The sequence below is a fragment of the Streptomyces sp. NPDC034111 genome (assembly GCF_055575375.1).
Genome location: NZ_JBVIST010000012.1, coordinates 145,198 through 166,637 on the forward strand (window position 1 = coordinate 145,198; position 21,440 = coordinate 166,637).

21 protein-coding genes and 1 tRNA gene are annotated in these 21,440 nt (G+C 72.2%); 12 read left to right on the plus strand and 10 right to left on the minus strand.

Features of this window, described 5'->3' with window-relative positions:
- Positions 1-8: 8 nt before the first annotated feature.
- Positions 9-542: an NUDIX hydrolase gene (locus ACZ55A_RS25070; RefSeq protein ID WP_468844088.1), complete on the minus strand. Its 534-nt coding sequence runs from the start codon at positions 540-542 to the stop codon at positions 9-11.
- 423 nt (positions 543-965) lie between these two features.
- Positions 966-1,859, minus strand: coding sequence for a DMT family transporter (locus tag ACZ55A_RS25075; RefSeq protein WP_468844090.1), 894 nt, complete (start codon positions 1,857-1,859; stop codon positions 966-968).
- A 211-nt stretch (positions 1,860-2,070) separates the two neighbouring features.
- Here ACZ55A_RS25075 and ACZ55A_RS25080 point away from each other — a divergent pair, with 211 nt between their 5' ends.
- From ACZ55A_RS25080 to ACZ55A_RS25105, 6 genes are all read left to right on the plus strand, one after another.
- A complete protein-coding gene (locus tag ACZ55A_RS25080; RefSeq protein WP_468844093.1) occupies positions 2,071-3,726 on the plus strand; it encodes an FAD-binding dehydrogenase in 1,656 nt (551 codons plus the stop codon).
- 334 nt (positions 3,727-4,060) lie between these two features.
- A complete protein-coding gene (locus ACZ55A_RS25085) occupies positions 4,061-5,056 on the plus strand; it encodes a hypothetical protein (RefSeq protein ID WP_468844096.1) in 996 nt (331 codons plus the stop codon).
- 66 nt (positions 5,057-5,122) lie between these two features.
- Positions 5,123-5,881, plus strand: a complete 759-nt coding sequence (locus ACZ55A_RS25090; protein WP_468844098.1) for a molybdopterin-dependent oxidoreductase — start codon at positions 5,123-5,125, stop codon at positions 5,879-5,881.
- Positions 5,865-6,503, plus strand: coding sequence for a cytochrome b/b6 domain-containing protein (locus tag ACZ55A_RS25095; RefSeq protein ID WP_468844101.1), 639 nt, complete (start codon positions 5,865-5,867; stop codon positions 6,501-6,503). The genes ACZ55A_RS25090 and ACZ55A_RS25095 overlap by 17 nt, the downstream gene beginning before the upstream one ends.
- A 99-nt stretch (positions 6,504-6,602) precedes the next feature.
- Entirely contained in the window at positions 6,603-6,788 is a 186-nt protein-coding gene (locus tag ACZ55A_RS25100; RefSeq protein ID WP_468844104.1) for a hypothetical protein, read from the plus strand.
- A complete protein-coding gene (locus ACZ55A_RS25105) occupies positions 6,785-8,062 on the plus strand; it encodes an MFS transporter (protein ID WP_468844106.1) in 1,278 nt (425 codons plus the stop codon). The genes ACZ55A_RS25100 and ACZ55A_RS25105 overlap by 4 nt, the downstream gene beginning before the upstream one ends.
- On the opposite strand, the gene ACZ55A_RS25110 is transcribed toward ACZ55A_RS25105, so the two are convergent.
- The 3 genes from ACZ55A_RS25110 to ACZ55A_RS25120 form a co-directional block, all read right to left on the minus strand.
- Entirely contained in the window at positions 8,038-9,216 is a 1,179-nt protein-coding gene (locus tag ACZ55A_RS25110; RefSeq protein WP_468844108.1) for a sensor histidine kinase, read from the minus strand. The genes ACZ55A_RS25105 and ACZ55A_RS25110 overlap by 25 nt on opposite strands.
- Positions 9,213-9,980 (minus strand): response regulator transcription factor, encoded by a 768-nt coding sequence (locus ACZ55A_RS25115; RefSeq protein ID WP_468844110.1) that lies wholly within the window; start codon positions 9,978-9,980, stop codon positions 9,213-9,215. Before ACZ55A_RS25115 ends, ACZ55A_RS25110 begins: the two co-directional genes overlap by 4 nt.
- 188 nt (positions 9,981-10,168) lie before the next feature.
- Positions 10,169-10,576 (minus strand): (2Fe-2S) ferredoxin domain-containing protein, encoded by a 408-nt coding sequence (locus tag ACZ55A_RS25120; RefSeq protein WP_468844112.1) that lies wholly within the window; start codon positions 10,574-10,576, stop codon positions 10,169-10,171.
- 144 nt (positions 10,577-10,720) lie between these two features.
- Here ACZ55A_RS25120 and ACZ55A_RS25125 point away from each other — a divergent pair, with 144 nt between their 5' ends.
- Together ACZ55A_RS25125 and ACZ55A_RS25130 are read left to right on the plus strand one after the other, a co-directional pair.
- Positions 10,721-12,151, plus strand: a complete 1,431-nt coding sequence (locus ACZ55A_RS25125) for a cytochrome P450 (protein WP_468844115.1) — start codon at positions 10,721-10,723, stop codon at positions 12,149-12,151.
- A 366-nt stretch (positions 12,152-12,517) separates the two neighbouring features.
- A complete protein-coding gene (locus tag ACZ55A_RS25130; RefSeq protein WP_468844117.1) occupies positions 12,518-14,215 on the plus strand; it encodes an ABC-F family ATP-binding cassette domain-containing protein in 1,698 nt (565 codons plus the stop codon).
- 84 nt (positions 14,216-14,299) lie between these two features.
- Here the strand turns inward: ACZ55A_RS25130 and ACZ55A_RS25135 are convergent, their stop codons facing one another.
- The 4 genes from ACZ55A_RS25135 to ACZ55A_RS25150 all read right to left on the minus strand — a co-directional run bounded on the left by ACZ55A_RS25135 (position 14,300) and on the right by ACZ55A_RS25150 (position 16,960).
- Positions 14,300-14,722, minus strand: coding sequence for an NUDIX domain-containing protein (locus tag ACZ55A_RS25135; protein WP_468844120.1), 423 nt, complete (start codon positions 14,720-14,722; stop codon positions 14,300-14,302).
- 16 nt (positions 14,723-14,738) lie between these two features.
- A complete protein-coding gene (locus ACZ55A_RS25140; RefSeq protein ID WP_468844123.1) occupies positions 14,739-15,416 on the minus strand; it encodes an HAD family hydrolase in 678 nt (225 codons plus the stop codon).
- Positions 15,417-15,579: 163 nt separating this feature from the next.
- The gene (locus ACZ55A_RS25145) at positions 15,580-16,572 is read right to left on the minus strand and encodes a pseudouridine synthase (RefSeq protein ID WP_468844125.1); all 993 of its coding nucleotides are present in this window, start codon (positions 16,570-16,572) and stop codon (positions 15,580-15,582) included.
- 303 nt (positions 16,573-16,875) lie between these two features.
- A tRNA-Leu gene (locus ACZ55A_RS25150) sits at positions 16,876-16,960 on the minus strand.
- A gap of 407 nt (positions 16,961-17,367) precedes the next feature.
- Between ACZ55A_RS25150 and ACZ55A_RS25155 the strand changes: the two genes are divergently transcribed.
- The 3 genes from ACZ55A_RS25155 to ACZ55A_RS25165 all read left to right on the plus strand — a co-directional run bounded on the left by ACZ55A_RS25155 (position 17,368) and on the right by ACZ55A_RS25165 (position 20,152).
- Positions 17,368-18,693, plus strand: coding sequence for a M20/M25/M40 family metallo-hydrolase (locus tag ACZ55A_RS25155; protein ID WP_468844127.1), 1,326 nt, complete (start codon positions 17,368-17,370; stop codon positions 18,691-18,693).
- Between the two features lie 231 nt (positions 18,694-18,924).
- Positions 18,925-19,158 (plus strand): chaplin, encoded by a 234-nt coding sequence (locus ACZ55A_RS25160; protein ID WP_468844130.1) that lies wholly within the window; start codon positions 18,925-18,927, stop codon positions 19,156-19,158.
- Positions 19,159-19,342: 184 nt separating this feature from the next.
- Positions 19,343-20,152 (plus strand): chaplin, encoded by an 810-nt coding sequence (locus ACZ55A_RS25165; protein WP_468844133.1) that lies wholly within the window; start codon positions 19,343-19,345, stop codon positions 20,150-20,152.
- Positions 20,153-20,343: 191 nt separating this feature from the next.
- Here the strand turns inward: ACZ55A_RS25165 and ACZ55A_RS25170 are convergent, their stop codons facing one another.
- Positions 20,344-20,532, minus strand: coding sequence for a DUF5703 family protein (locus ACZ55A_RS25170; protein WP_006607658.1), 189 nt, complete (start codon positions 20,530-20,532; stop codon positions 20,344-20,346).
- Positions 20,533-20,579: 47 nt separating this feature from the next.
- Between ACZ55A_RS25170 and ACZ55A_RS25175 the strand changes: the two genes are divergently transcribed.
- Positions 20,580-21,266, plus strand: a complete 687-nt coding sequence (locus tag ACZ55A_RS25175) for a hypothetical protein (RefSeq protein WP_468844137.1) — start codon at positions 20,580-20,582, stop codon at positions 21,264-21,266.
- Positions 21,267-21,440 lie beyond the last annotated feature (174 nt).

A 21,440-nucleotide genomic window follows, 5' to 3' on the forward strand; every position in this document is an offset into this window, starting at 1 on the left:
CGCCCGCATCAGACCGTCCCCGCCTCCCGCCGGGCCAGCAGCTCCCGGTACGCGGCCATCCCGTCCGGCGTCCACCGCCACCGGTCCAGCCGCCCGATCAGCTCCTCCTCCGTCAGGAACGCATACCAGTCGATCTCCTCCTCCTGCGGAGCCACCGGCAGAGTGCAACGCACCTGGTAGACCGCGGACCACCAGGTGTGCTCGGCCGTCTCGTAGAGGAACTTGAACAGCGGTTCCGGCGGCTGGAGCCCCTGCACACCCAGCTCCTCCTCGGCCTCCCGCAGCGCCGCCTGGTCGTAGCTCTCACCGGTGCCGACCACACCGCCCACGAACATGTCGTAGTGCGCGGGGAAGACCAGCTTCTGCGGGGTGCGGCGATGCACGAAGATCCGGTCCTCGGCGTCCCGGACCAGCACGAACGTGGCCCGGGTCCGCATTCTGCGGGCGTACGTCTCGGCGCGCGGGGCCTGCCCCACGACCTGATCGTTCTCGTCGACGACATCGAGGATCTCGTCCGCGTTTCGCGCTTGCGTGTTGGCCATGTGGCTATTCTCCCCACGTTGTCGGCCGTCCCGCCGTGTGTCGTCTCGCCGTTGCGCCTGCGGCGGGCGTTGGTTTGTCGGGTGCGGTGACGGTCCTCCGGGGCAGGGTTTCCGGACTGCTTCGCTTTACGTCCGGAAACCCTGCCCCTCCGGCCCGTCCCCTCCCGTTGAGGGGAGGGGAGAAGCCCGGTGGGGGTGCCCGTAAGTGGGCGGGTGCACGCTAATGGATCCAGTCACACGGGACACTCAACGCCCGCCCCCACTCAGGTTTTCCCACCCACCACGGGAGGGGCCGCGCCGCAGGACGAAGTCCGGAGGAGCGGCACCGCACCCGACAACCCACGCCCGCCGCAGGCGTTACGGCGAGACGGAACACGGCGCCGCAGCCGAAAACGTGGGAGGCCCCAAAAACGTGGGAGGAACTCAGCCCGGCTGGAGCTGCCGTACGTCCTCCGTCCGGCCCGCCCCCGGCGGCATCGCCGGATGTGTGCCGATCAGGACGATGCCTGAGACCACGGCCACGATTCCGGCTGCCTCCCATGCCAGTGCCCCGGCCGTCACCTGCAACCGGTCGCCGAGGAAGCCCACTCCGCAGGCGATCCCGGCCAGGGGCTGGGCCGCGGTGAGTGCCGGGAGGGACAGCCGCAGGGGGGCCGACTCGAAGGCGCTCTGCACCATTACCAGTGCCAGCACGCCGAGCACCACGATCGCGTACGGCTGCCAGCTGGTCAGCAGCGCCGACCAGCCGCCCTTGCCGAAGTGCTCCCCGCTGATCCGGGTCAGCGCGTCCTGGAGGCCGTAGATCAGGCCGGCTGCGACGCCCAGCAGTGCGGCCTCCAGGCTCACATGGGTGCGCTCGCGTTTGGCGACGGCTGCCAGCAGCAGGGCGGTGCCCAGCACGATTCCCATGATCAGCCACTGCCACAGATGGTCGGCGCTGCGGGTCCCGCCCTGTGGCCGGCCGGCCACGATGAAGGCCGTCACGCCGCCCGCCAGCAGCCACAGTCCGGCCCAGCCGGTGCGGCCGAGCCGCTGCCGGGTCAGCCGTCGTGACAGTGCCATCGCGAAGAGCAGATTGGTCGCCAGCAGTGGCTCCACGAGAGTGATGTCGCCCATCCCCAGCGCCACCGCGCCGAGTGCCATCCCCACCACCATCAGGCCGATACCGGCCACCCACAGCGGCATCCGCACCAGATCGAGCAGCAGCCGCAGCGAGAGGTAGTCCTTCATCGGGGCGTGCTGTGCGGCGGCCTGCTGAAGAACGAAGCCGAGTCCCAGACAGCAGGCCGCACCAAGGGCGAGCAGTATCACCGTCACGTCGCACACCTCATATCGCGCGTGGGCGGGGGATGCGCCTGAGGATAGTCATCCGGCGGCAGGCGGGGCGTGGCCCTGGTCACTCACCATTCTCCCGCGCGCCCCCGCGTACTGCGCGGTAATCAAACGGTTGACGCGCCGCTCGGGCGCCTTGAAGATCGTGCCACCACGGTGGCCGGTGCCGGCCGGCGTGCCCCGGTGAGGAGAAGAGATGGCGTACGACGCTGATGTGATCGTGATCGGAGCGGGCCTCGCGGGGCTGGCGGCCACCGCGGAGCTGGCGGACGCCGGACGCAAGGTGATCCTGCTGGACCAGGAGCCCGAACAGTCCCTCGGCGGGCAGGCGCACTGGTCCTTCGGCGGTCTCTTCCTGGTCGGCTCGCCCGAGCAGCGCCGGCTGCGGATCCGTGACAGCCATGCGCTGGCCTGGCAGGACTGGCTGGGCACGGCCGGCTTCGACCGGCCCGAGGACCACTGGCCGCGCCGATGGGCCGAGGCGTACGTCGACTTCGCCGCGGGGGAGAAGCGTTCCTGGCTGCACCGGCAGGGCGTACGGTTCTTCCCCGTCGTCGGCTGGGCCGAGCGCGGCGGCTATGACGCCACCGGGCACGGCAACTCCGTGCCCCGCTTCCACGTCACCTGGGGCACCGGACCGGGCCTGGTCGCACCGTTCGAGCGCCGGGTGCGGGCCGGTGTGGCGCGCGGCCGGGTGGAGCTGCGCTTCCGGCACCGGGTCACCGGCCTCACCCGCAGCGCCGGCGGCGTGGACACGGTCAGCGGCGAGATCCTGGAGCCGTCGGACGCCGCACGCGGCAGGCCCAGCAGCCGCGAGGTCAGCGGCGCCTTCGAGCTGCGGGCCCAGGCGGTGATCGTCACCTCGGGCGGCATCGGCGGCAACCATGAGCTGGTGCGCGCCAACTGGCCCGCGCGGCTGGGCAAGCCCCCCGAGCGGATGCTCTCCGGCGTCCCGGCACATGTGGACGGCAAGATGCTCGGCATCGCCGAGGAGGCCGGCGGCCGGCTCATCAACCGCGACCGGATGTGGCACTACACCGAGGGCATCGAAAACTGGAACCCGATATGGCCGATGCACGGCATCCGGATCCTGTCGGGCCCCTCCCCGCTGTGGCTGGACGCCCGCGGCAAGCGGCTGCCGGTGCCGCTCTTCCCCGGCTTCGACACCCTCGGCACGCTCGAACACATCATGACGACCGGCCATGACCACACCTGGTTCGTGCTCACCCGGAAGATCATCGAGAAGGAGTTCACCCTCTCCGGCTCCGAGCAGAACCCCGATCTGACCGGCAAGAGCATCCGCGAGGTGCTCGGCCGGGCCAGGGCCGGCGCCCCGGGCCCGGTGCAGGCCTTCATGGACCACGGCGCGGACTTCCTCGTCGAGCGCTCGTTGACCGATCTCGTACGGCGGATGAACGAGCTGACCGGGGAGCCGCTGATCGACGAGGCCGCGCTGCGCGACGAGATCGTGGCCCGCGACCGGGAGATCACCAACCCCTTCACCAAGGACCTCCAGGTGACCGCGGTGCGCGGGGCCCGCAAGTACCTGGGCGACCGGCTGATCCGCACCGTGGCCCCGCACCGGCTGCTCGACCCGAAGGCCGGCCCGCTGATCGCCGTACGGCTCAGCATCCTCACCCGCAAGACGCTCGGCGGTCTGGAGACCGACCTCGACTCCCGGGTGCTGACCGACGGCGGCACACCGCTGCCCGGCGTCTACGCGGCGGGTGAGGCGGCCGGGTTCGGCGGCGGCGGGGTGCACGGCTACCGCTCGCTGGAGGGCACCTTCCTCGGCGGCTGTCTCTTCTCCGGGCGTACCGCGGGCCGGGCGGCGGCCAGGGCGGTGGGCTGAGGGGACGGTGGGCGGGGGCGGTGCGTGGGGCGTGCGTCAGGTGGGGCGTGCGCCACACCGGAGGCTCCGGGGCGCCCCCGAAGGCGCCGGTTGCGGGCGGGTTTCTCCAGGTCGCGAACCAAAGCCGTTGCCGAGGTGGAGAGTTGGCGGATCCGGCCAATCCTCGTTCCGTCTTGACGCGGAGCTCTGCGTACCGCTTTGCTGTGGGTGATGACTGGTGCGGACCAATCCGTCACCCTCTGTATATGCGCGCGCAGATCCGGCCCCGCCCCGACCGGCACGACGGTGCGGTGCCCCGGCCCCTGCCGCGCGCCATGGAGCCCCCTGACCCGTGATGTCCCTTGCCCCTTCGCCGCCCTCCCCGCCGCCCCTCGCACCCACCTGCCACCCCCCGGCCCCGGCCCCGGACGACACCCAACTCACCGAGGCAGCCGAGGCGTTGGCCCTCGGCCAGTGGGCCCCGGTGCGTACCCTGCTCGCCGGTACCGGCACCGACTGGGACCGTCGAGGCCACCGTCTGACGGTCCTGGCCACCTGCCCGGGCAGCGCTGCCTGGGCCGCCGACTGGCAGCTCGCCGAACCGGACAGCGGCGACGCCGCCACCCTGCTGGCCCTCGCCACCGTCCGGCTCGCGCTGCGCGGCAAGGCCGGCCCCCGCGCCGCCGCCGAGGCCTGCGCGGCCGCCGCCCGGATGCTGCCCGACGACCCCACCCCCTGGCTCGGCACGCTGCTCCTCGCCCGGCACACCGGCACCCCGGACGAGCGCGCCCACGCCTTCCACCAGATACGGGCCCGCCACCCCGACCACCACCACGCCCACCACCTGATGGCCGCCTGCCTGGCCGAAGCGCCACCGGACGCCACCGGCCCCGCCGACGGCCCGCGGCACCCCGCCGACGCCTTCGCCGCCCGCGCCGCGGCCCGCGCACCCGCCGACTCCCCGCTCGCCCTGCTCCCCGTCGTCGCACACGCCGAGCGCTACCGCGTACGGGCCGCCGCCGGCCTGGAGCCCGCCGACCCCGCGCACTCCGGCCACTGGTCCACCCCGCGCGCCCACCGTCTCCTCCAGGGCGCCTTCGACTGGTGGCTGGAATGGGAGGGCGAGGACCACCCGCGCCGCCGGGTCGATCTCAACTTCCTCGCCCACGCCACGTTCTGCGAAGGCCGGATGGCCGAGGCCGCCGCCCTCTTCCAGCGCATCGGCCCGCACCCGACCCGTGCCCCTTGGTCGTACCCGGCCCGCGACCCCGAGGACGCCTTCCGCGCCGCCCGCGACACCGCGCTCCGCCGGGCCTGCGCCCGCGCGGCCCGCCGGGCCGGGCCCACCTGATGACGAAAGTCTGACGCCGGGGCCGGGACGCTGGCCCCGGCGCCCGCGGAGTGTTCGAATCGAAGGGTGACCAAGGAAGCGAATCCGGCCGGAGCGGCGGACCACGGAGGCGGCGCGGACGGCCGCGGCACCCCCATCGGCCGCCGGGTCGTGCTCGGCATGCTCGCCGCCGGCGCCGCCGGCGTCGCCACCGCCCCCGTCCTTCAGCGCGCCTACGACAACACCCTCGGCGCCGCCGCCCAGAAGGACCCCACCGGCCTGTCCGGACTGCTCCCGGCCGGCGGCGGCTTCCGCTACTACTCGGTGACCGGCTCCGTACCGCACAAGGACGAGCGCAGCTACCGCCTCACCGTCGACGGCCTGGTGCGCCACCGCGCCAGCTACCGCCTCGCCGACCTGCGCGCGATGCCGCAGACCCGGCTCGTCCGCGACGTCCAGTGCGTCACCGGCTGGCGGGTGCCCCACACCCCCTTCGAGGGCGTCCGCCTCTCCGCCCTCCTCGACGCCGCCGGCGTCCGCCCCGGCGCCAAGGCCGTCCGCTTCACCTGCTTCGACGGCGCCTACAGCGAATCCCTCACCCTCGAACAGGCCCGCCGCGACGACGTCCTGGTCGCCCTGCGGATGCAGGACCGGCCGCTCGGCCACGACCACGGCGGGCCGGTGCGCCTCTATGTCGCGCCCATGTACTTCTACAAGTCGGCGAAGTGGCTCTCCGGGATCACCGTCACCGACCACGTCCAGCCCGGATACTGGGAGCAGCTCGGATATGACGTCGACGCCTGGGTCGGCCGGTCGAACGGACGCGACGATGTCCCGACCACCTGAAACCCCCGCACCCCGCCCCCGCGTGCCGCGCTTCACCCCCGCCGAACACTGGGTGCACCGCACCACCGCCACCCTGATGGCCGTCTGCGTGCTCACCGCCGCCTGCCTCTACCTCCCCTTCCTCGCCCAACTCGTCGGGCGCCGCGCCCTGATGGTCACCGTCCACGAGTGGTCCGGCATCCTGCTCCCCGCCCCGCTGCTGCTCGGCCTCGGCTCCCGCGCCCTGCGCGCCGACCTCCGCCGCCTCAACCGCTTCGGCCCGCACGACCGCCGCTGGCTGCGGCTCGCCCTGCGTCGCCGGCACGGGCGTACCGCGGGAAAGTTCAACGCCGGCCAGAAGCTCTACGCCGCCTGGATCGCCGGTGCGGTCCTGGTCATGATGGGCACCGGCCTGCTGATGTGGTTCACGCACCTTGCCCCGCTGGTATGGCGCACCGGCGCGACCTTCGTCCACGACTGGCTCGCCCTCGCCGTGATCATCGTGATCGCCGGCCACGTCTGGAAGGCGTACGCCGATCCCGAGTCGCGCCGGGGGATGCGTACCGGTTCGGTGGACGCGGAGTGGGCCGGGCGGGAGCACCCGCTGTGGGAGCACGAGGGCGAGACCCACAAGTCCCGGTAGCCCGTTGCGTTTTGCTGCCTCCGCACGTTTTCGGCCCTGCTGTCGTGCGCCATCGGTGGGGGCGCGCGTTCCGGGTCCCGTTCCCGTATCTTCGTCCACATGGCGCGGCCGATCACTTACCTGCACCCTCAGGCCACCACCTGCCTCGCCGAGGACGGCGAGGCGCGGTGGCGGGACGCCGGAACCCTCCTGCGCCGACCGGCCCTACGCCTGACGCTCCATCACCTCGCCCCGTTCAAGGCGGAGTTGCCGCAGGTCATCGGCCGGCACCGGGACGAACGGTGAGCGGACTGCTACGCCGGCACCGGGACTTCCGGCTGCTGTGGTGCGGTGAGACGGCGGGGAAGTTCGGGGCGGCGGTCACCCAGGTGACCATGCCGCTGATCGCGGTCTCCACCCTGCACGCCTCGCCGTTCGCGGTCGGACTGCTCGGCGCGTGCAGCTGGCTGCCCTGGCTGCTCATCGGCCTGCCCGTCGGCGTATGGGTGGACCGGCTGCGCCGCCGCCCCCTGATGCTGGCCGCCGCCGCCGTGTCACTGGTGCTCTTCGCCGCGGTACCCGTCCTGGCCCGGGCCGGCGGGCTCGGCCTCGGGCTGCTGATCACGGTGGCCCTGCTGACCGGCGCCGCGGCAGTGGTCTTCCAGACCGCCTACAGCGCCTACCTCCCCACCCTGCTCGCGCCCGCCGACCAGCCCGAGGGCAACGCCAAACTGCACGGCAGCGCCTCCGCCGCACAGATCGCCGGGCAGGGCGCGGGCGGCGCCGTTGCCCAACTCGGCGGCGCCGTCAACGGACTGTCCGCCCACGCCGCCACCTTCCTCGTCGCGCTGCTCTGCCTGCTCGGCATCCGCCACCGCGAACCGCATCCGCGGGCCCACGGCCGCACACCGCGGCCCCTGACCACGGAGGTCGCCGAAGGGCTGCGGCTGATCGCCGGCGACCGCTGGTTCCGTACCCTCACGGTCTTCGGCGCCACCTCCAACCTCGCCCTCATGGGCTATCAGTCCCTCCTGGCCGTCTTCCTCGTCCGCGAGGTCGGCCTGGCACCCGGCGCGGTCGGCGGGCTGATGGCGCTCGCCGGTACGGGCGGTGTCGCGGGCGCCTTCGCCGTCCGCCGCACCGCCGCCCGGCTCGGCACCGCCCGCGCCATGCTCCTGTTCGAACTGGCCGTGCCCAGCGCCGCGCTGCTCATCCCGCTCACCACCTCCGGCGCCGGGACGCTGCTCTACGTCGCGGGCAGCTTCGGCGTCTCCGCGGGCGTGGTGGCCGGCAACATCCTCAAGGCCGGATTCCAGCAGGGCTACTGCCCGCCGCAGCTGCTCGGCCGGCTGGTCGCCGGCAGCTCCTTCCTCAACTACGGCACCCTGCCGCTGGGCGCCCTGCTCGGCGGCGCGCTCGGCTCCGCCCTCGGCCTCCGCCCCGCCATGTGGATCACCACCGCCGGGGTGCCGCTGGCCGCCCTCATCCTGCTCTTCTCACCGGTCCGCACCGTCCGCGACCTGCCCCGGCGCCATGCCGGCGCGGAAGCCGAGGCTCAGACCGTCGGCGGCTCGGTATGACCCTCCACCGGCTCCGCAGGCGTCTGTGTCTGCGCCTCCGCCGCCGGCAGCGCCACCTCGAAGCGGCAGCCCGCGCCGGTGTTGCACACCGTCGCCCGGCCCTCATGGGCCTCCACGATGCCGCGGACGATCGCCAGCCCGAGACCCGCACCGCCCTTGCCGTCCGCACGCGGGGTACGCGCACTGCCGCCGCGCCACCCGGTGTCGAAGACCCGCGCCAGATCCTCCGGCGGGATACCGCCGCAGCCGTCCTCCACCGCCAGCACCACCCGGCCCTCCTCGTGCCGCGCACTGACCGCGACCGTCCCGTCGGCCGGCGTCGCCCGGATCGCATTGACCAGCAGATTGCCCAGCACACGGGTGATCTGCTGGGCGTCCACCCGCACCGGCAGTGGCGCCACCCCGCCGTCCACCAGCCGCACCCCGCCGGCCCTCGCCAGCGGCCGCGCCCCCGCCAAGGCGTCGTCCACCAGGTCGTACACCGACACCCGCGACAACGTCAGCGCCAGCGCCCCGGCCTGGATACGGGAGAGCTCGAAGAGGTCGTCGACCATCGCGGCCAGCCGGTCCACCTCGATCCGCATCCGCGCGTGATAGCGCGCGGTGTCCTCGGCGACCCCGTCCTCCAGCGCCTCGGCCATCGCCCGCAGCCCGGCGAGCGGGGTCCGCAGATCGTGCGAGATCCCCGCGATCAGATCGCGCCGGGAGGCATCCAGCGCCCGCTCCCGCTCCCGCGCCTCCGCGAGCCGCCTGCTGGTCTCCTCCAACGCCCCTGCCAGCGCGGCCAGTTCGGCCGTCGCCGGCTCGGCGGGCGCCACGAAGCCGCCCTCACTGCCGACCGTACGGGCCGAGCGCGCCAGCTCCCGGCTGCCCGCCGCGATCCGCCGCCCGAAGAGCAGCGCGGCCGCCAGCGACACCACGGCGGAGACCGCGACCACGGCCATCACCACGCCGAGGTCGTGCCTGGACAGAAACATCGCCTGGGCGACCGCCACCGTCCCCGCCGCCATCGCGGCCACCGCCAGAGCCGCCACCGCGAACAGCGACAGCGCGACCGAACGCCGCCGCAACGCCCGTACCGCAGGCGCGGCGAGCAGCCCCACCAGCGCCGCACCGAGCGCCGCCAGCGCCACGATCACCAGGAAGTCCGTCATGCCTGCGCCCCGTCCGCCACCGGGTCGAAGCGGTAGCCGGCGCCCCAGACCGTCGTCACCAGCCGCGGCGCCGCCGGGTCCGCCTCGATCTTCTCGCGCAGCCGCCGGACATGCACGGTCACCGTCGACAGATCGCCGAACTCCCACCCCCACACCCGGTGCAGCAGCTCCTCCCGCGAGAAGACCCGCCCCGGGTTGCGCATCAGGAAGATCAGCAGGTCGAACTCGCGGGCGGTGAGGGAGAGTTCCCGCCCCGCCCGGTCGGCCCGCCGCCCGCCCGGATCGGCACTCAGATCACCGGCCCGCAGTACGGGGGAGGGCGCCGCGGCCGGCGGCGCGGACTCCGCGCGGCGCAGCACCGACCCGATCCGCAGCACCAGCTCCCGCGGGCTGAACGGCTTGGTCACATAGTCGTCCGCGCCCAGCTCCAGCCCCAGGATGCGGTCCGCCTCCTCGCCGCGCGCGGTCAGCATCACCACCGGAACGTCCGGCCCGTCGTCCGCGCGGCGCAGTCTGCGGCACACCTCCAGGCCGTCGAGGCCCGGCAGCATCAGATCGAGCACGATCAGATGCGGGCGGAACTCCGCCGCCCGGTCGAGCGCGGCGAAGCCGTCGGCGGCGTGCTCGGTGGTGTAGCCGGCGCGGGAGAGATAGCCGGTGACGACCTCGGCGACGGTCGGATCGTCCTCGACCACCAGGACACGGCGCGGCGGCCCGGGCGCGGGGACGGCCGGGGACGCGGCGGGCGGCGATGCGCGGTGCATGGGGTCAGCGTGCCCTTGCCGGGAAGTACGTCATGCCTCCAGCCAACACCAGCCGCCGCCGCGATGCGCACCCCGGCCCGCCCCCGTAAGACTCCGGTAACCCGCGCCCGGTAACCGGTTGACGGCACCGGCAACCGGTAACCCGCACCCGGCCCGGTAATCGGTAGCGGCCAGGAGCAGCCGGCGCCTCAGCCCTCCAGCCCCTCCCGCACCCGCCGCGACACGGTGATCGCGTACAGGTCGAGCACCCCCGGCGGCTCCGCGAGCCCGGGCCCGCCGGCCCGGATCCAGGCCGCGATGTCCGCCAGCGCGTCCTCGTCGTTGACCAGCCCCAGCCAAACCGGCCGCCCGCCCGCCGCCCGCCCCGCGGCCGACGGCTGGACCACAACCACATTCGCCTGGTCACAGACGTCCAGACACTCCGAGGCCCGCACCGGCGCCGCGCCGTCCAGCGCCACCCGCAGCCGCGGTATCTGCCCGGCGTGGTCGACGCCCGGAATCTTGGCCGCATCGCCGCAGCAGCAACCACGGCACACGGTGACCCGGCACGGGGCTCCGCCGGCGGCATCCGCCCGCCCGGCACGCTTGTTGATCATCCGCCCCATGCTACGCGGACCCTCCCCGCCCTCCGCAGGCTGCCCTCGGGAACCTCCACCGCCGCACTCCCGGACCGGAAGGGAGGCGCATCCAGGCGGGCGTCGGCGGATAGGAACGCCCGTCACCGGGATAGACATCCGGGCATGCCCTTAACCGAACCCCACCCCCAGCCCGGCTCCGCACCGGGGACCGCAACCGGGATACCCGGCCCGGCCGGCCTCCCCCTCCTCGGCTCGATGCTCGACCTGCGGCGCGACTCCCTCAGCACCTTTGTGAACGCCCAGCGCGAGCACGGCGATGTGGTCCGCCTGGTGGCCGGGCCGCCCGGTATGCGCAGCGTCTTCCACGCCGTCTTCGCACCCGACGGCGTCCAGCAGATCCTCGCCACCCAGGCCGCCAACTTCCGCAAGGACCACCCCCTCTACGAGGAGGTCCGGCAGTCCTTCGGCAACGGCCTGCTCACCAGCCAGGACGCCGACTACCTCAGACAGCGACGGCTGGTGCAGCCGCTGTTCACCAAACGCCGGGTGGACGGCTACGCCTCGGCCGTGACGACCGAGGCCGGCGCCGTCGTCGACCGCTGGCGGACCGCGGCGGCGAACACCGTCGACCTGGTCCCCGAGATGAACCGGCTCGCGCTGCGCACCGTCGCCCGGATCCTGTTCGGCCTCGACACCGAGGAGGCCGTGGACGCCATCCACCGGTGCGCCCCCCTCATCAACGCCTATGTCGTACAACGCGCCTACGTACCCGTGAAGATCCCGCGGCACTGGCCCACCCCCGGCAATCTGCGCGCCCGCGCCGCCACCGACGAACTCAACGCCCTGTGCGACCGCATCGTCGCCGCCCGCCGCGCGGGAGCGGCGGGCGACGGCCACGGCGACGATCTGCTCTCCCTCCTGGCCTCCACCGGCAACGACGAGGACGGCTCCCTCGACCCGACCGAGGTCCGCGAACAGGTCCTGATCTTCCTGCTGGCCGGGCACGAGACCACCGCCACCTCCCTGGCCTTCACCCTCCACCTCCTCGCCCGGCACCCCGACGAACAGGCCAAGGTCCACGAGGAGATCGACCGCGTCCTGGCGGACCGCACCCCCACCGCCGCCGATGTGGACCGGCTGCCGTGTCTGACGCAGGCGCTCAAGGAATCCATGCGGCTGTATCCGGCGGCGCCGGTCATCAGCCGCCGGGCCGTGGCGGCCACCGAGATCGGCGGATTCCGCATCCCGGCCGGCGCCGACGTGATCGTCGCGCCCTGGGTCACCCACCGCCACCCGGCGCTGTGGCAGAACCCGGAACGCTTCGATCCGGGCCGCTTCACGCCCGAACGGGAGGCGGACCGGCACCGCTACGCCTGGTTCCCGTTCGGCGGCGGCCCGCGCGCCTGCATCGGGCAGCACTTCTCGATGCTGGAGTCGGTCCTGGCGCTGGCCACGCTGCTGCGCGGCTACGAACTCCAGGCGGTGGACCACGAGGTCCCGGTGGCCGCCGGAATCACCCTCCAGGCCACCGGCCCGGCCCGCGTACGGCTGTCCCCACGCGACGCCCCGCCGCCCGGAGGTTCCGCCCGGTAGGGCACTTCCCCGTAAGCCCTCCCTCGTACAGCACTCACCACCGAGGCACACCACACCCCCACGGGGGCGCCGCCACCCGACCCCTCCGCCAAACGCAACGAAAATAGCGTTTGCATTTCGGCGGCGCCCCCCGTACCGTCATCACCGGTCCCATTGCCGCCGATTGGAGAAGGCCGTTGCTCGTCTGAGGTCCGCAAGACACCGCGCCCGCGCATGCTCTGCATCGCGCGGCGTCGTCCGCGACCTCGGCGTACCGCACGGCCACCCGCGCCTTCCGGCATACCCCGACGCGCGCTCCGGCGTTCCCCCGCGGTGTCTCCCCGCGCAGTTCCCCGTTCACGCACCACGCGCACCCAGGAGACCTGTATGTCAAAGCCGCCCCTCACCGCATCCACCGCGACCCCCGCCGGCCCCGCCTCCCTCGTCTGCACCGGACTCGGCTTCAGCTTCCCCGACGGCAGCCCCGTCCTGGAGGACCTGAACTTCACCGCAGGCCCCGGCCGTACCGGCCTCATCGGCCTCAACGGAGCAGGAAAATCAACCCTGTTGAAGCTGATCGCGGGCGAACTGACCCCGACCACCGGCAGCATCAGGACCACCGGCGACATCGGCTACCTCCCCCAGCACGCCCCCCTCGATACCCACCTCCGCGTCGACCAGGCGCTCGGCATCGCCGCCACCCGCACCGCCCTGCACGCCATCGAGAACGGCGACCCGAGCGAAGAACACTTCACCGCCGTCGGCGACGACTGGGACGTCGAGGAACGCGCCCGCGCCACCCTCGACCAGCTCGGGCTGCCCGGCCTCGACCTCGACCGCACCATCGGCGAGGTCTCCGGCGGCGAGTCCGTCCTCCTGCGGCTGGCCGCCCTGCTGCTGCGCCGCCCGGACGTCCTCCTGCTCGACGAACCCACCAACAACCTCGACCGGTCCGCCCGGCAACGGCTCCACACAGCGGTCAGCGGCTGGTCAGGAGTGCTCGTCGTGGTCAGCCACGACCGTGAACTCCTCCAGCTCGTCGACCGGATCGCCGACCTGCGCGTGACCAGAGAGGCGGCGCGTAGCGCCTCGACCCGGGGTGGTGGTGGGCGACGGGCGGGCGGCATCCACTGGTACGGCGGCAACTTCAGCGCCTACGAACACGCCCTCGCCGTCGAACAGGACGCGGCCGAGCGGATGGTGCGGACCGCCGAGGCCGACGTACAACGCCAGAAACGCGAACTCTCCGACGCCCACGTCAAGTTGGCGCGCAGGGTCCGCTACGGCAACAAGATGAACGCCACCAAGCGCGAACCCAAGATCATCATGAATGCGCGCAAGAGGGAGGCCCAGGTATCCGCCGGCAAACACCGCATCATGCACACCGAACGCCTCAAAGAGGCCAGAGAACGCCTCGACGAAGCCGCCCAAGCGGTCCGCGACGACGACGAGATCCGGATCGACCTGCCGCACACCGCCGTGCCGCCCGGCCGCACCGTGCTCACCCTGCACGCCCTGCGGGCCCGTTACGGCGCCCACGCCGACCTGGAGGTACGCGGCCCCGAACGGATCGCACTGACCGGCCCCAACGGCTCCGGCAAGACCACCTTGCTGCGGACCGTCGCCGGCGAACTGCCACCCCAGGCCGGCGAGGCCCAGGTCCATGTCCCCTACCGCTTCCTGCCCCAGCGCCTGGACGTCCTCGACGACACGCGCACCGTCGTGGAGAACGTCGCCCGCTTCGCACCCGATGCCACCAACAACCGCATCCGGGCCCGGCTCGCCCGCTTCCTCTTCAACGGCGCCCGCGCCGACCAGCAGGCCGGCACCCTCTCCGGCGGTGAACGCTTCCGCGCCTCACTCGCCGCACTGATGCTCGCCGAACCGGCCCCGCAACTGCTGATGCTCGACGAACCGACCAACAACCTCGACATGGCCTCGGTCCGCAGCCTGGTCACCGCCCTGGAGTCCTACGAAGGCGCGCTCCTGGTCGTCAGCCACGACCTGCCGTTCCTCCGCGAACTCGGCATCACCCGCTGGCTCACCCTCGAGGACGGTGAACTGACCGACATCGAACCGCTGTAGCCACACCGGGCCCCGACCCGGCCCACCGAGCGGGCGGCGGCCCGGCCCACGGCCCGGCCGCCGCCCGCCGGCCTCGGGCGGCGGCTACCGGCCGGCGAACAGCGCCAGACTCTCCCCGCACTGCGAATGCAGCGGCACCGGCAGCGCATCCGGAGCGAACCAGTCGAGCGCATCGAACTTGTGCGGCTCGCCGATCCCCACCCCCGCCGGATCCACCCGCACGGCAAAGACCACCGCGACCCAGTGCGAATCGACGGGATCACCGCGCAGCACATTGCGCACCCCGAGCTGCTCGATGCCGAGCGGCCGTACCCCGTACTCCTCGTACACCTCCCGGGCCACCGCCGCCTCGAAACTCTCGCCGAACTCCAACGCCCCGGCACCGCAGTCCCAGCTGCCCGGCTCGTCCCTGGCACCGGCACTCCGTCGCGCCAGCAGCACCCGCCCACGGCCGTCATGGCACACGAACACACACGACACCGCCGGCCGCCGCACCACAGCAGTCACGTCCCCCACCCCTCACTCAGAAGTGCCGCAGCAACTCACCGAACGCCGACAACCGGAGCACTTTTCCATCGCCCGGATCGAGCTCGTCGTGCTCCAGCACCCAGGTGTGGTCATTCGGGATGAACACCGCATTCAGGCCCGCCGAACGGGCCGGAAGAATATCCGACTTGGGGGAGTTCCCGATCATCCAGGCCGAGGACGGCACCAGATCGTAGGCGCGGATCAGCTCCTCGTACGTGCCCACGTTCTTCTCCGGCACGATGTGCACGTCCCGGAAGTGCAGACTCAGCCCGGACGCCGCCACCTTCCGCTCCTGCTCCTCGGTGTCCCCCTTGGTCAGCAGCAGCAGTTCATGCCGCCGGGCCAGCTCCGCAAGGGTCTGCGCCACCCCCGGAATCAGCTCCACCCGGCCGCCGTCGAAGGCCGCCGCCCACCCCGCGATCCGCGCCGACTCCTCGGCCGTCGCCGCCCGCCCCCGCAGCCGCGCCACACACTCCCCGAGGCTGTGCAGAAACACCTTGCTGCCGTACCCGAGCGTCGCCGCGTTCGCCGCCTCGATCCCGTCGAGCACCGCCCGCACCCCGGCCCGGTCGAGCCCCGACGGAGGGGTCATCCACTCCAGGAACTCGTCGATGACCCGCTCGAAGATCACGTTGTTCTCCCACAACGTGTCATCCGCATCAAAGATCAGCATCCGCCGGCCAGCCCTTCCCACACTCCATCGACCCGCGCACCCTACGCACCCCGCCCACCCACCCGCACCACAAATTCCGCGCCCACCACCCGCCTTCGGCGCGACCGCGCACCCACGCCCCAACACGGGCCGCCCCCCTCATCACCCTGGCCCCGCCCCCCGCTCAGCCCCTCGGGCCCGCGTCCTCCACCACCGGGTCCGCGTCCCACGCCGACAGCCGCAGCCGGCTCTCGAACCGGCGCTCCCGCCCGTCCACCGGATCCCTGAACTCCAGCACCCGCGCCAGCAGTTGCAGCGGCGCCCCGAAGCCCGCCGGCTCCACCCCACCCGCACCAGCGGCCTCATCGATATCCCCCGAAGGGCCCGGAAAGAGCGGATCATGCAGAATCGGCAAGCCAAGGCCGTTCATATGCACCCGCAGCTGATGCGTACGCCCCGTCGTCGGCGTCAGCCGGAACCTGCCCAGCCCGCCCCGCCGCCCGACCAGCTCGATCCGGCTGACCGCATTGACCTCACCGGCCACCTCCCGCGCGGCCGGCACCCCCCGCTCCTTCACGATCCGGCTGCGCACCGTCACCGGCAGCGCCACCCGCCCGTCGTACCGCGCCACCGCCTCGTACTCCTTGCGCACCCGCCGCCCGCCGAACAGGCCCTGGTACGCACCCCGGTCCTCCGGCCGTACGACGAACAGCGCCAGCCCCGCGGTCAGCCGGTCGAGCCGGTGCGCGGGCTGGAGCGCCGGCAGCCCGAGATCACGCCGCAGCCGCGCCAGCGCGGTCTCGGTGATATGCCGCCCCCGCGGCGTGGTGGCCAGGAAGTGCGGCTTGTCGGCGATCACGATCCGCTCGTCCTGATGGACGATCCCCACCTCGAACGGCACCGGCACCTCCGGCACGAAGTCCCGGTGGAACCACACGAACCGCCCGGCCACGTACGGCTCACCCCCGGTGAGCACCCCCTCCACCCCGACGAACCGCCCCGTCCGCAGCATCCCCTCCACCCGCCCGGCCCCGATCGCCCCCGCGAACCGGTCGATCAGATGCTCCCCGACCGTGCCCCACACCCCGCCCGGATCGGCCGGCAGCCGCACCCGTACGGGATCGATACCGTCACGCTGGGGGAGCGGCGCGGGCGGAACGGGGGATCTGCGTCTCATGGCGACAAGCGAACCTCGGTCGGGCGGCGGGCTCAAGCCACACCGGACGAAAACGGTCAGGCGGGATCACACTGGAAGCAACAACAGCCACCTCGGAAGGCCGGAACCACCGACCCCGAACGGACGGCACGCGCACGGAATGAATCCCGTCACACCCAGCCGAAACCGGCCAACATCATCGGTGGCCTCGGTGGCCTCGGTGGCCTCGGTGGCCTCGGTGGCCTCGGTGCCGTCGGGCCGTCGAGGACCGGAAACGGCCAACGCCCGCCTGGCCGGAGCCGAGACGGGCGTTGATCTGCGAAGTGTCCGAGGGGGGACTTGAACCCCCACGCCCGATAAAGGGCACTAGCACCTCAAGCTAGCGCGTCTGCCATTCCGCCACCCGGACAAGGTGTCTGCCGTTGCGGCCTGGGCCGTTCCGACGTGGAAAACAATAGCAAACCTTCGAGGGTGGTCGATCACCCGCACAGGCAGCCGGGGGCACCCGCGCAGGCGGCCCACCGCACCGCTGTGACCAGCGGATGTCGGCAGTATTGCGGCCTTGGGCCCAGCGGCCGCCGGGTGGAGGATGGCGGTGGACCCCCGCCGCGGAGCGCGCTCCACGGGGCACACGACGCGGCCGTGAACCAAGAGGAGGCACTGTGAGCGAGCTCCGCGAGCGAACCATCGAAAGGTGCGAGCCCCGCGCATGCGGGCCCGAGCGAAGCGAGGTGTCGGCATGAGCGAGCTCCGCGAGCGAACCATCGAAAGGTGCGAGCCCCGCGAATGCGGGCCCGGGCGAAGCGAGGTTCCGGCATGAGTGAGTCGCAGCCGTCCCGTACGGTCACCGGCGAGGACGAGGTCGTCGACCTGTGCCGGGACCTGATCAGGATCGACACCAGCAACTACGGCGACCACTCGGGCCCGGGTGAGCGCGCCGCCGCCGAGTACGTCGCCGAAAAGCTCGCCGAGGTCGGCCTCGAGCCGAAGATCTTCGAGTCCCACAAGGGCCGCGCCTCGACCGTCGCCCGCATCGAGGGCGAGGACCGCTCCCGCCCCGCACTGCTCATCCACGGCCACACCGACGTCGTACCCGCCAACGCCGACGACTGGACACACCACCCCTTCTCCGGTGAGATCGCCGACGGATGCCTCTGGGGACGCGGCGCGGTCGACATGAAGGACATGGACGCGATGACGCTGGCCGTCGTCCGTGACCGGCTGCGCACCGGGCGTAAGCCGCCGCGCGACATCGTGCTCGCCTTCCTCGCGGACGAGGAGGCCGGCGGCACCTACGGCGCGCGCTACCTCGTCGACAACCACCCGGAGCTCTTCGAGGGTGTGACGGAGGCGATCAGCGAGGTCGGCGGCTTCTCCTTCACGGTCAACGAACAGCTGCGGCTCTATCTGATCGAGACCGCCCAGAAGGGCATGCACTGGATGAAGCTCACCGTGGACGGCAACGCCGGACACGGCTCGATGATCCACAAGGACAACGCCATCACCGAACTCTCCGAAGCCGTCGGACGGTTGGGCCGCCATGAGTTCCCCGTACGGGTGACCAAGACGCTGCGGGCCTTCCTGGACGAGCTCGGCGACGCACTGGGCACCGAACTCGACCCGGAGAACATGGACGAGACGCTGGCCAAGCTCGGCGGTATCGCCAAACTGATCGGCGCCTCCCTGAAGAACACCGCCAACCCGACACAGCTGGGCGCCGGCTACAAGGTCAATGTGATCCCCGGACAGGCCACCGCGCACATCGACGGACGCTTCCTGCCCGGCTTCGAGGAGGAGTTCCTGGCCGACCTGGACCGGCTCCTGGGCCCGCGGGTCAAGCGCGAGGACGTCCACGCCGACAAGGCGCTGGAGACGACGTTCGACGGCGCGCTGGTGGAGGCGATGCAGTCGGCGCTGCGGGCCGAGGACCCGATCGCACGCGCGGTGCCGTACATGCTCTCGGCCGGAACGGACGCCAAGTCCTTTGACGATCTGGGGATCCGCGGCTTCGGGTTCGCCCCGCTGAAGCTGCCGCCGGAACTGGACTTCGCCGGAATGTTCCACGGGGTGGACGAGCGGGTCCCGGTCGACGGACTCAAGTTCGGGGTCCGGGTGCTCGACCGCTTCATCGACCAGAGCTGAACCGGCCCCGAAACCCCGTCCGAAACCGCATCCGAACGACCCGGACCGCCCTGGGGCGACCCGGACCCGACCCCGATTCCGGAGCTGAATTCGGCGCGGATTACCTGCCGTTCGCGCCGACTTCCCCGAAAAGAGTGAACGCACCGATGTGTTCGTAGCTTCAACGGTCTTTTCCTCGTTGCAGTGGGTGTGATCCGCGGCTGGGATCGCATTTGCCAACAAGGAGGAACAATGATCAAGCGGATCGTCGCTGCTGTGGCGGCGTCCGGCGGGCTCGTGCTCGCCGGTGCCGGCCTGGCCGCTGCCGACTCCGGTGCCCAGGGAGCTGCCGTGCACTCCCCGGGCATCGTTTCCGGCAACAACATCCAGGCGCCGGTGCACGTTCCGGTGCACGTCTGCGGCAACACGATCTCCGTGGTCGGGCTGCTCAACCCCACCTTCGGCAACTACTGCGTAAACGAGTGACTTTCTGACGTCATTTGACGTTGTACCTGCACCCGTAAGGGTCTGATCCGGCTCGGCTCCGGAATGCTCGCCATGCATTGCGGAACCTCGGGGTATTTCGGCGGGCGGGTGGATCTCTCGGTTCCCTCCAAAGGGGCCGCTACTCGCACGTATTCCTGTAAGGCACTAGGCAGGGGAACAATCTATGAGACAGGTCGCACGAAAGGGCCTGATCACGATGGCGGCGGCCGGCGGCGTACTCGCCGCAGCCGCCGGCTACGCATACGCGGATGCGGGGGCCGCCGGAGGCGCGGCCAACTCACCCGGCGTGGGATCCGGCAACAACGTCCAGGCACCCGTCCACGTACCGGTGAACGCCTGCGGCAACACCGTCAACGTGGTCGGACTGCTCAACCCGGCGTTCGGCAACGGCTGCGCCAACGACGTCGGCGGTAACCACCACGGCGGCAACCATCACGGTGGCCACCAGGGCGGCGGCAACCACCACGGCGCCGGCGCCGCCGGCGGCACCGCGAACTCGCCCGGTGTCGGCTCGGGCAACAACGTCCAGGCACCCGTCGACGTACCGGTGAACGCCTGCGGCAACACCGTCGACGCCGGCGGGGTGCTCAACCCGGTGTTCGGCAACGGCTGCGCCAACGAGACGCCGTCGGTGCCGCACCACCCCGGGCACCCGGAACACCCGGGCAAGCCCCACCACCCGGGCAAGCCGCACCACCCCGGGAAGCCGCACCACCCGGGCAAGCCCGAGCACCCGAGCAAGCCGCACCACCCGGGAACGCACCACCCGAGCACCCCGCACCACCCGGCGCACCCCGGAACGCGGCCGCAGACCGGACCGCACAACCCGACCGTGACCCCCGCGAAGCCTGCCGCGCCGCAGCAGCTCGCGCACACGGGCGCCGGGACGATCGGCTACGCGGTACCGGCCAGCGCCGGACTGCTGCTCGGAGGTGCCGTGCTCTACCGCAGGGCACGCGCCGCCCGCAGGTAACCACCTGCGGTAGCACCACCGCGCCCACCGTCCGCCACTGAACAACCGCGGACAGTACGCAGGCGCACCGGCGCGCCCACGCACCGCTGCCTCCACGCTCGGTGCACCGGCGCACCACAGAGCGGGCCCCACCACGGGGCCCGCTCTGCTGTACTCACCCGGCCTCTGCTGCACTCACCCCGCCGGGGCGCTCACCACGTGGCGCGAAGCTGGCGGATGATCCGCCGGCGCAGCCGCACCTTGCGGCTCCCGTCCGGATTCAGCCGCAAGCGGTCCAACTCCCAGTGTCCGTACTCGGCATGGTCGGTCAGCAGGCGTGTGGCGGCCTTCCGGGACACTCCCCGTGGCACATACACATCGCAGAATTCGTATTCCGGCATCGCATCTATTGTGCGGGACCGGCCCAGGTACGGATAGCGTCTGCACTATGTCTGATGCTGCGCAGCCTTCCGCTGCCGAGGTACGTGCCGCCGCCGAGGCGGTCAAAGCCGCGCTGGACCGTCACCTCGACGCGGTCGAACGCCGCTCGGGGCAGGACGACCCGGCTGTCTACGCCGCGTTCGACGAGCTCGCCGCGGCGGCTGAGGTCTATGACGAGCTGCTCTACGACACCTACGACGAAGTCACCCCCTTCGAGATCCCGGGAAGCGACACCCTGCCCGCCTACGCGGGCCCGGACGAGCCGAGCGCGCTGAGCGTGCTGATCCGCCGCGACTACACCGTCGCCGAACCGCAGCGCCTGCTGCACCAGGCCCAGCGCATCGCCGACCTCGACCCCGACGCCGCCGACGAAGCGGTCGGCAACGGCGGCGAGCGAGCCGACGCGGCCGCCGTCGTCGGCAGCAGCGTCCACGCGGCCCTCGGCGTCCTGTTCGGCGAGTTCGAACCGGACGAGATCGCCTCCCGCCACAAGGAGTTCGGCCTGGAGGAGGGCGACTCCACCCTCTGGGTAGCCGCCGCCGACGAACCGGCCGAACCCGGTGAGTGGCTGTCCGCCCCCTTCGACCAGGCAGATCCCCAACGCGTCGTCTGCCGCTTCGACGTCAGCGCAGTCTTCGACGAGGAACTGGGCGGCGACGACGACCTACTGGAACCGCTCGACCGGGAACGGTGACGGCGTAGCCAGGCGGATCCACCCTGGGCGTACCCACGAGCGAGGGAGAGAGCTGGCCGCTGCCCCACTTCGAGGCGGCAGGGTGGTGTCCGCCGGGCCCGTCCTCGGGTGGGTGTGGGTGGGTTGGGTGGGGGGTGGGGTGGGTGACGGGCTGGCGGCCGGGCCGCTAGGTCG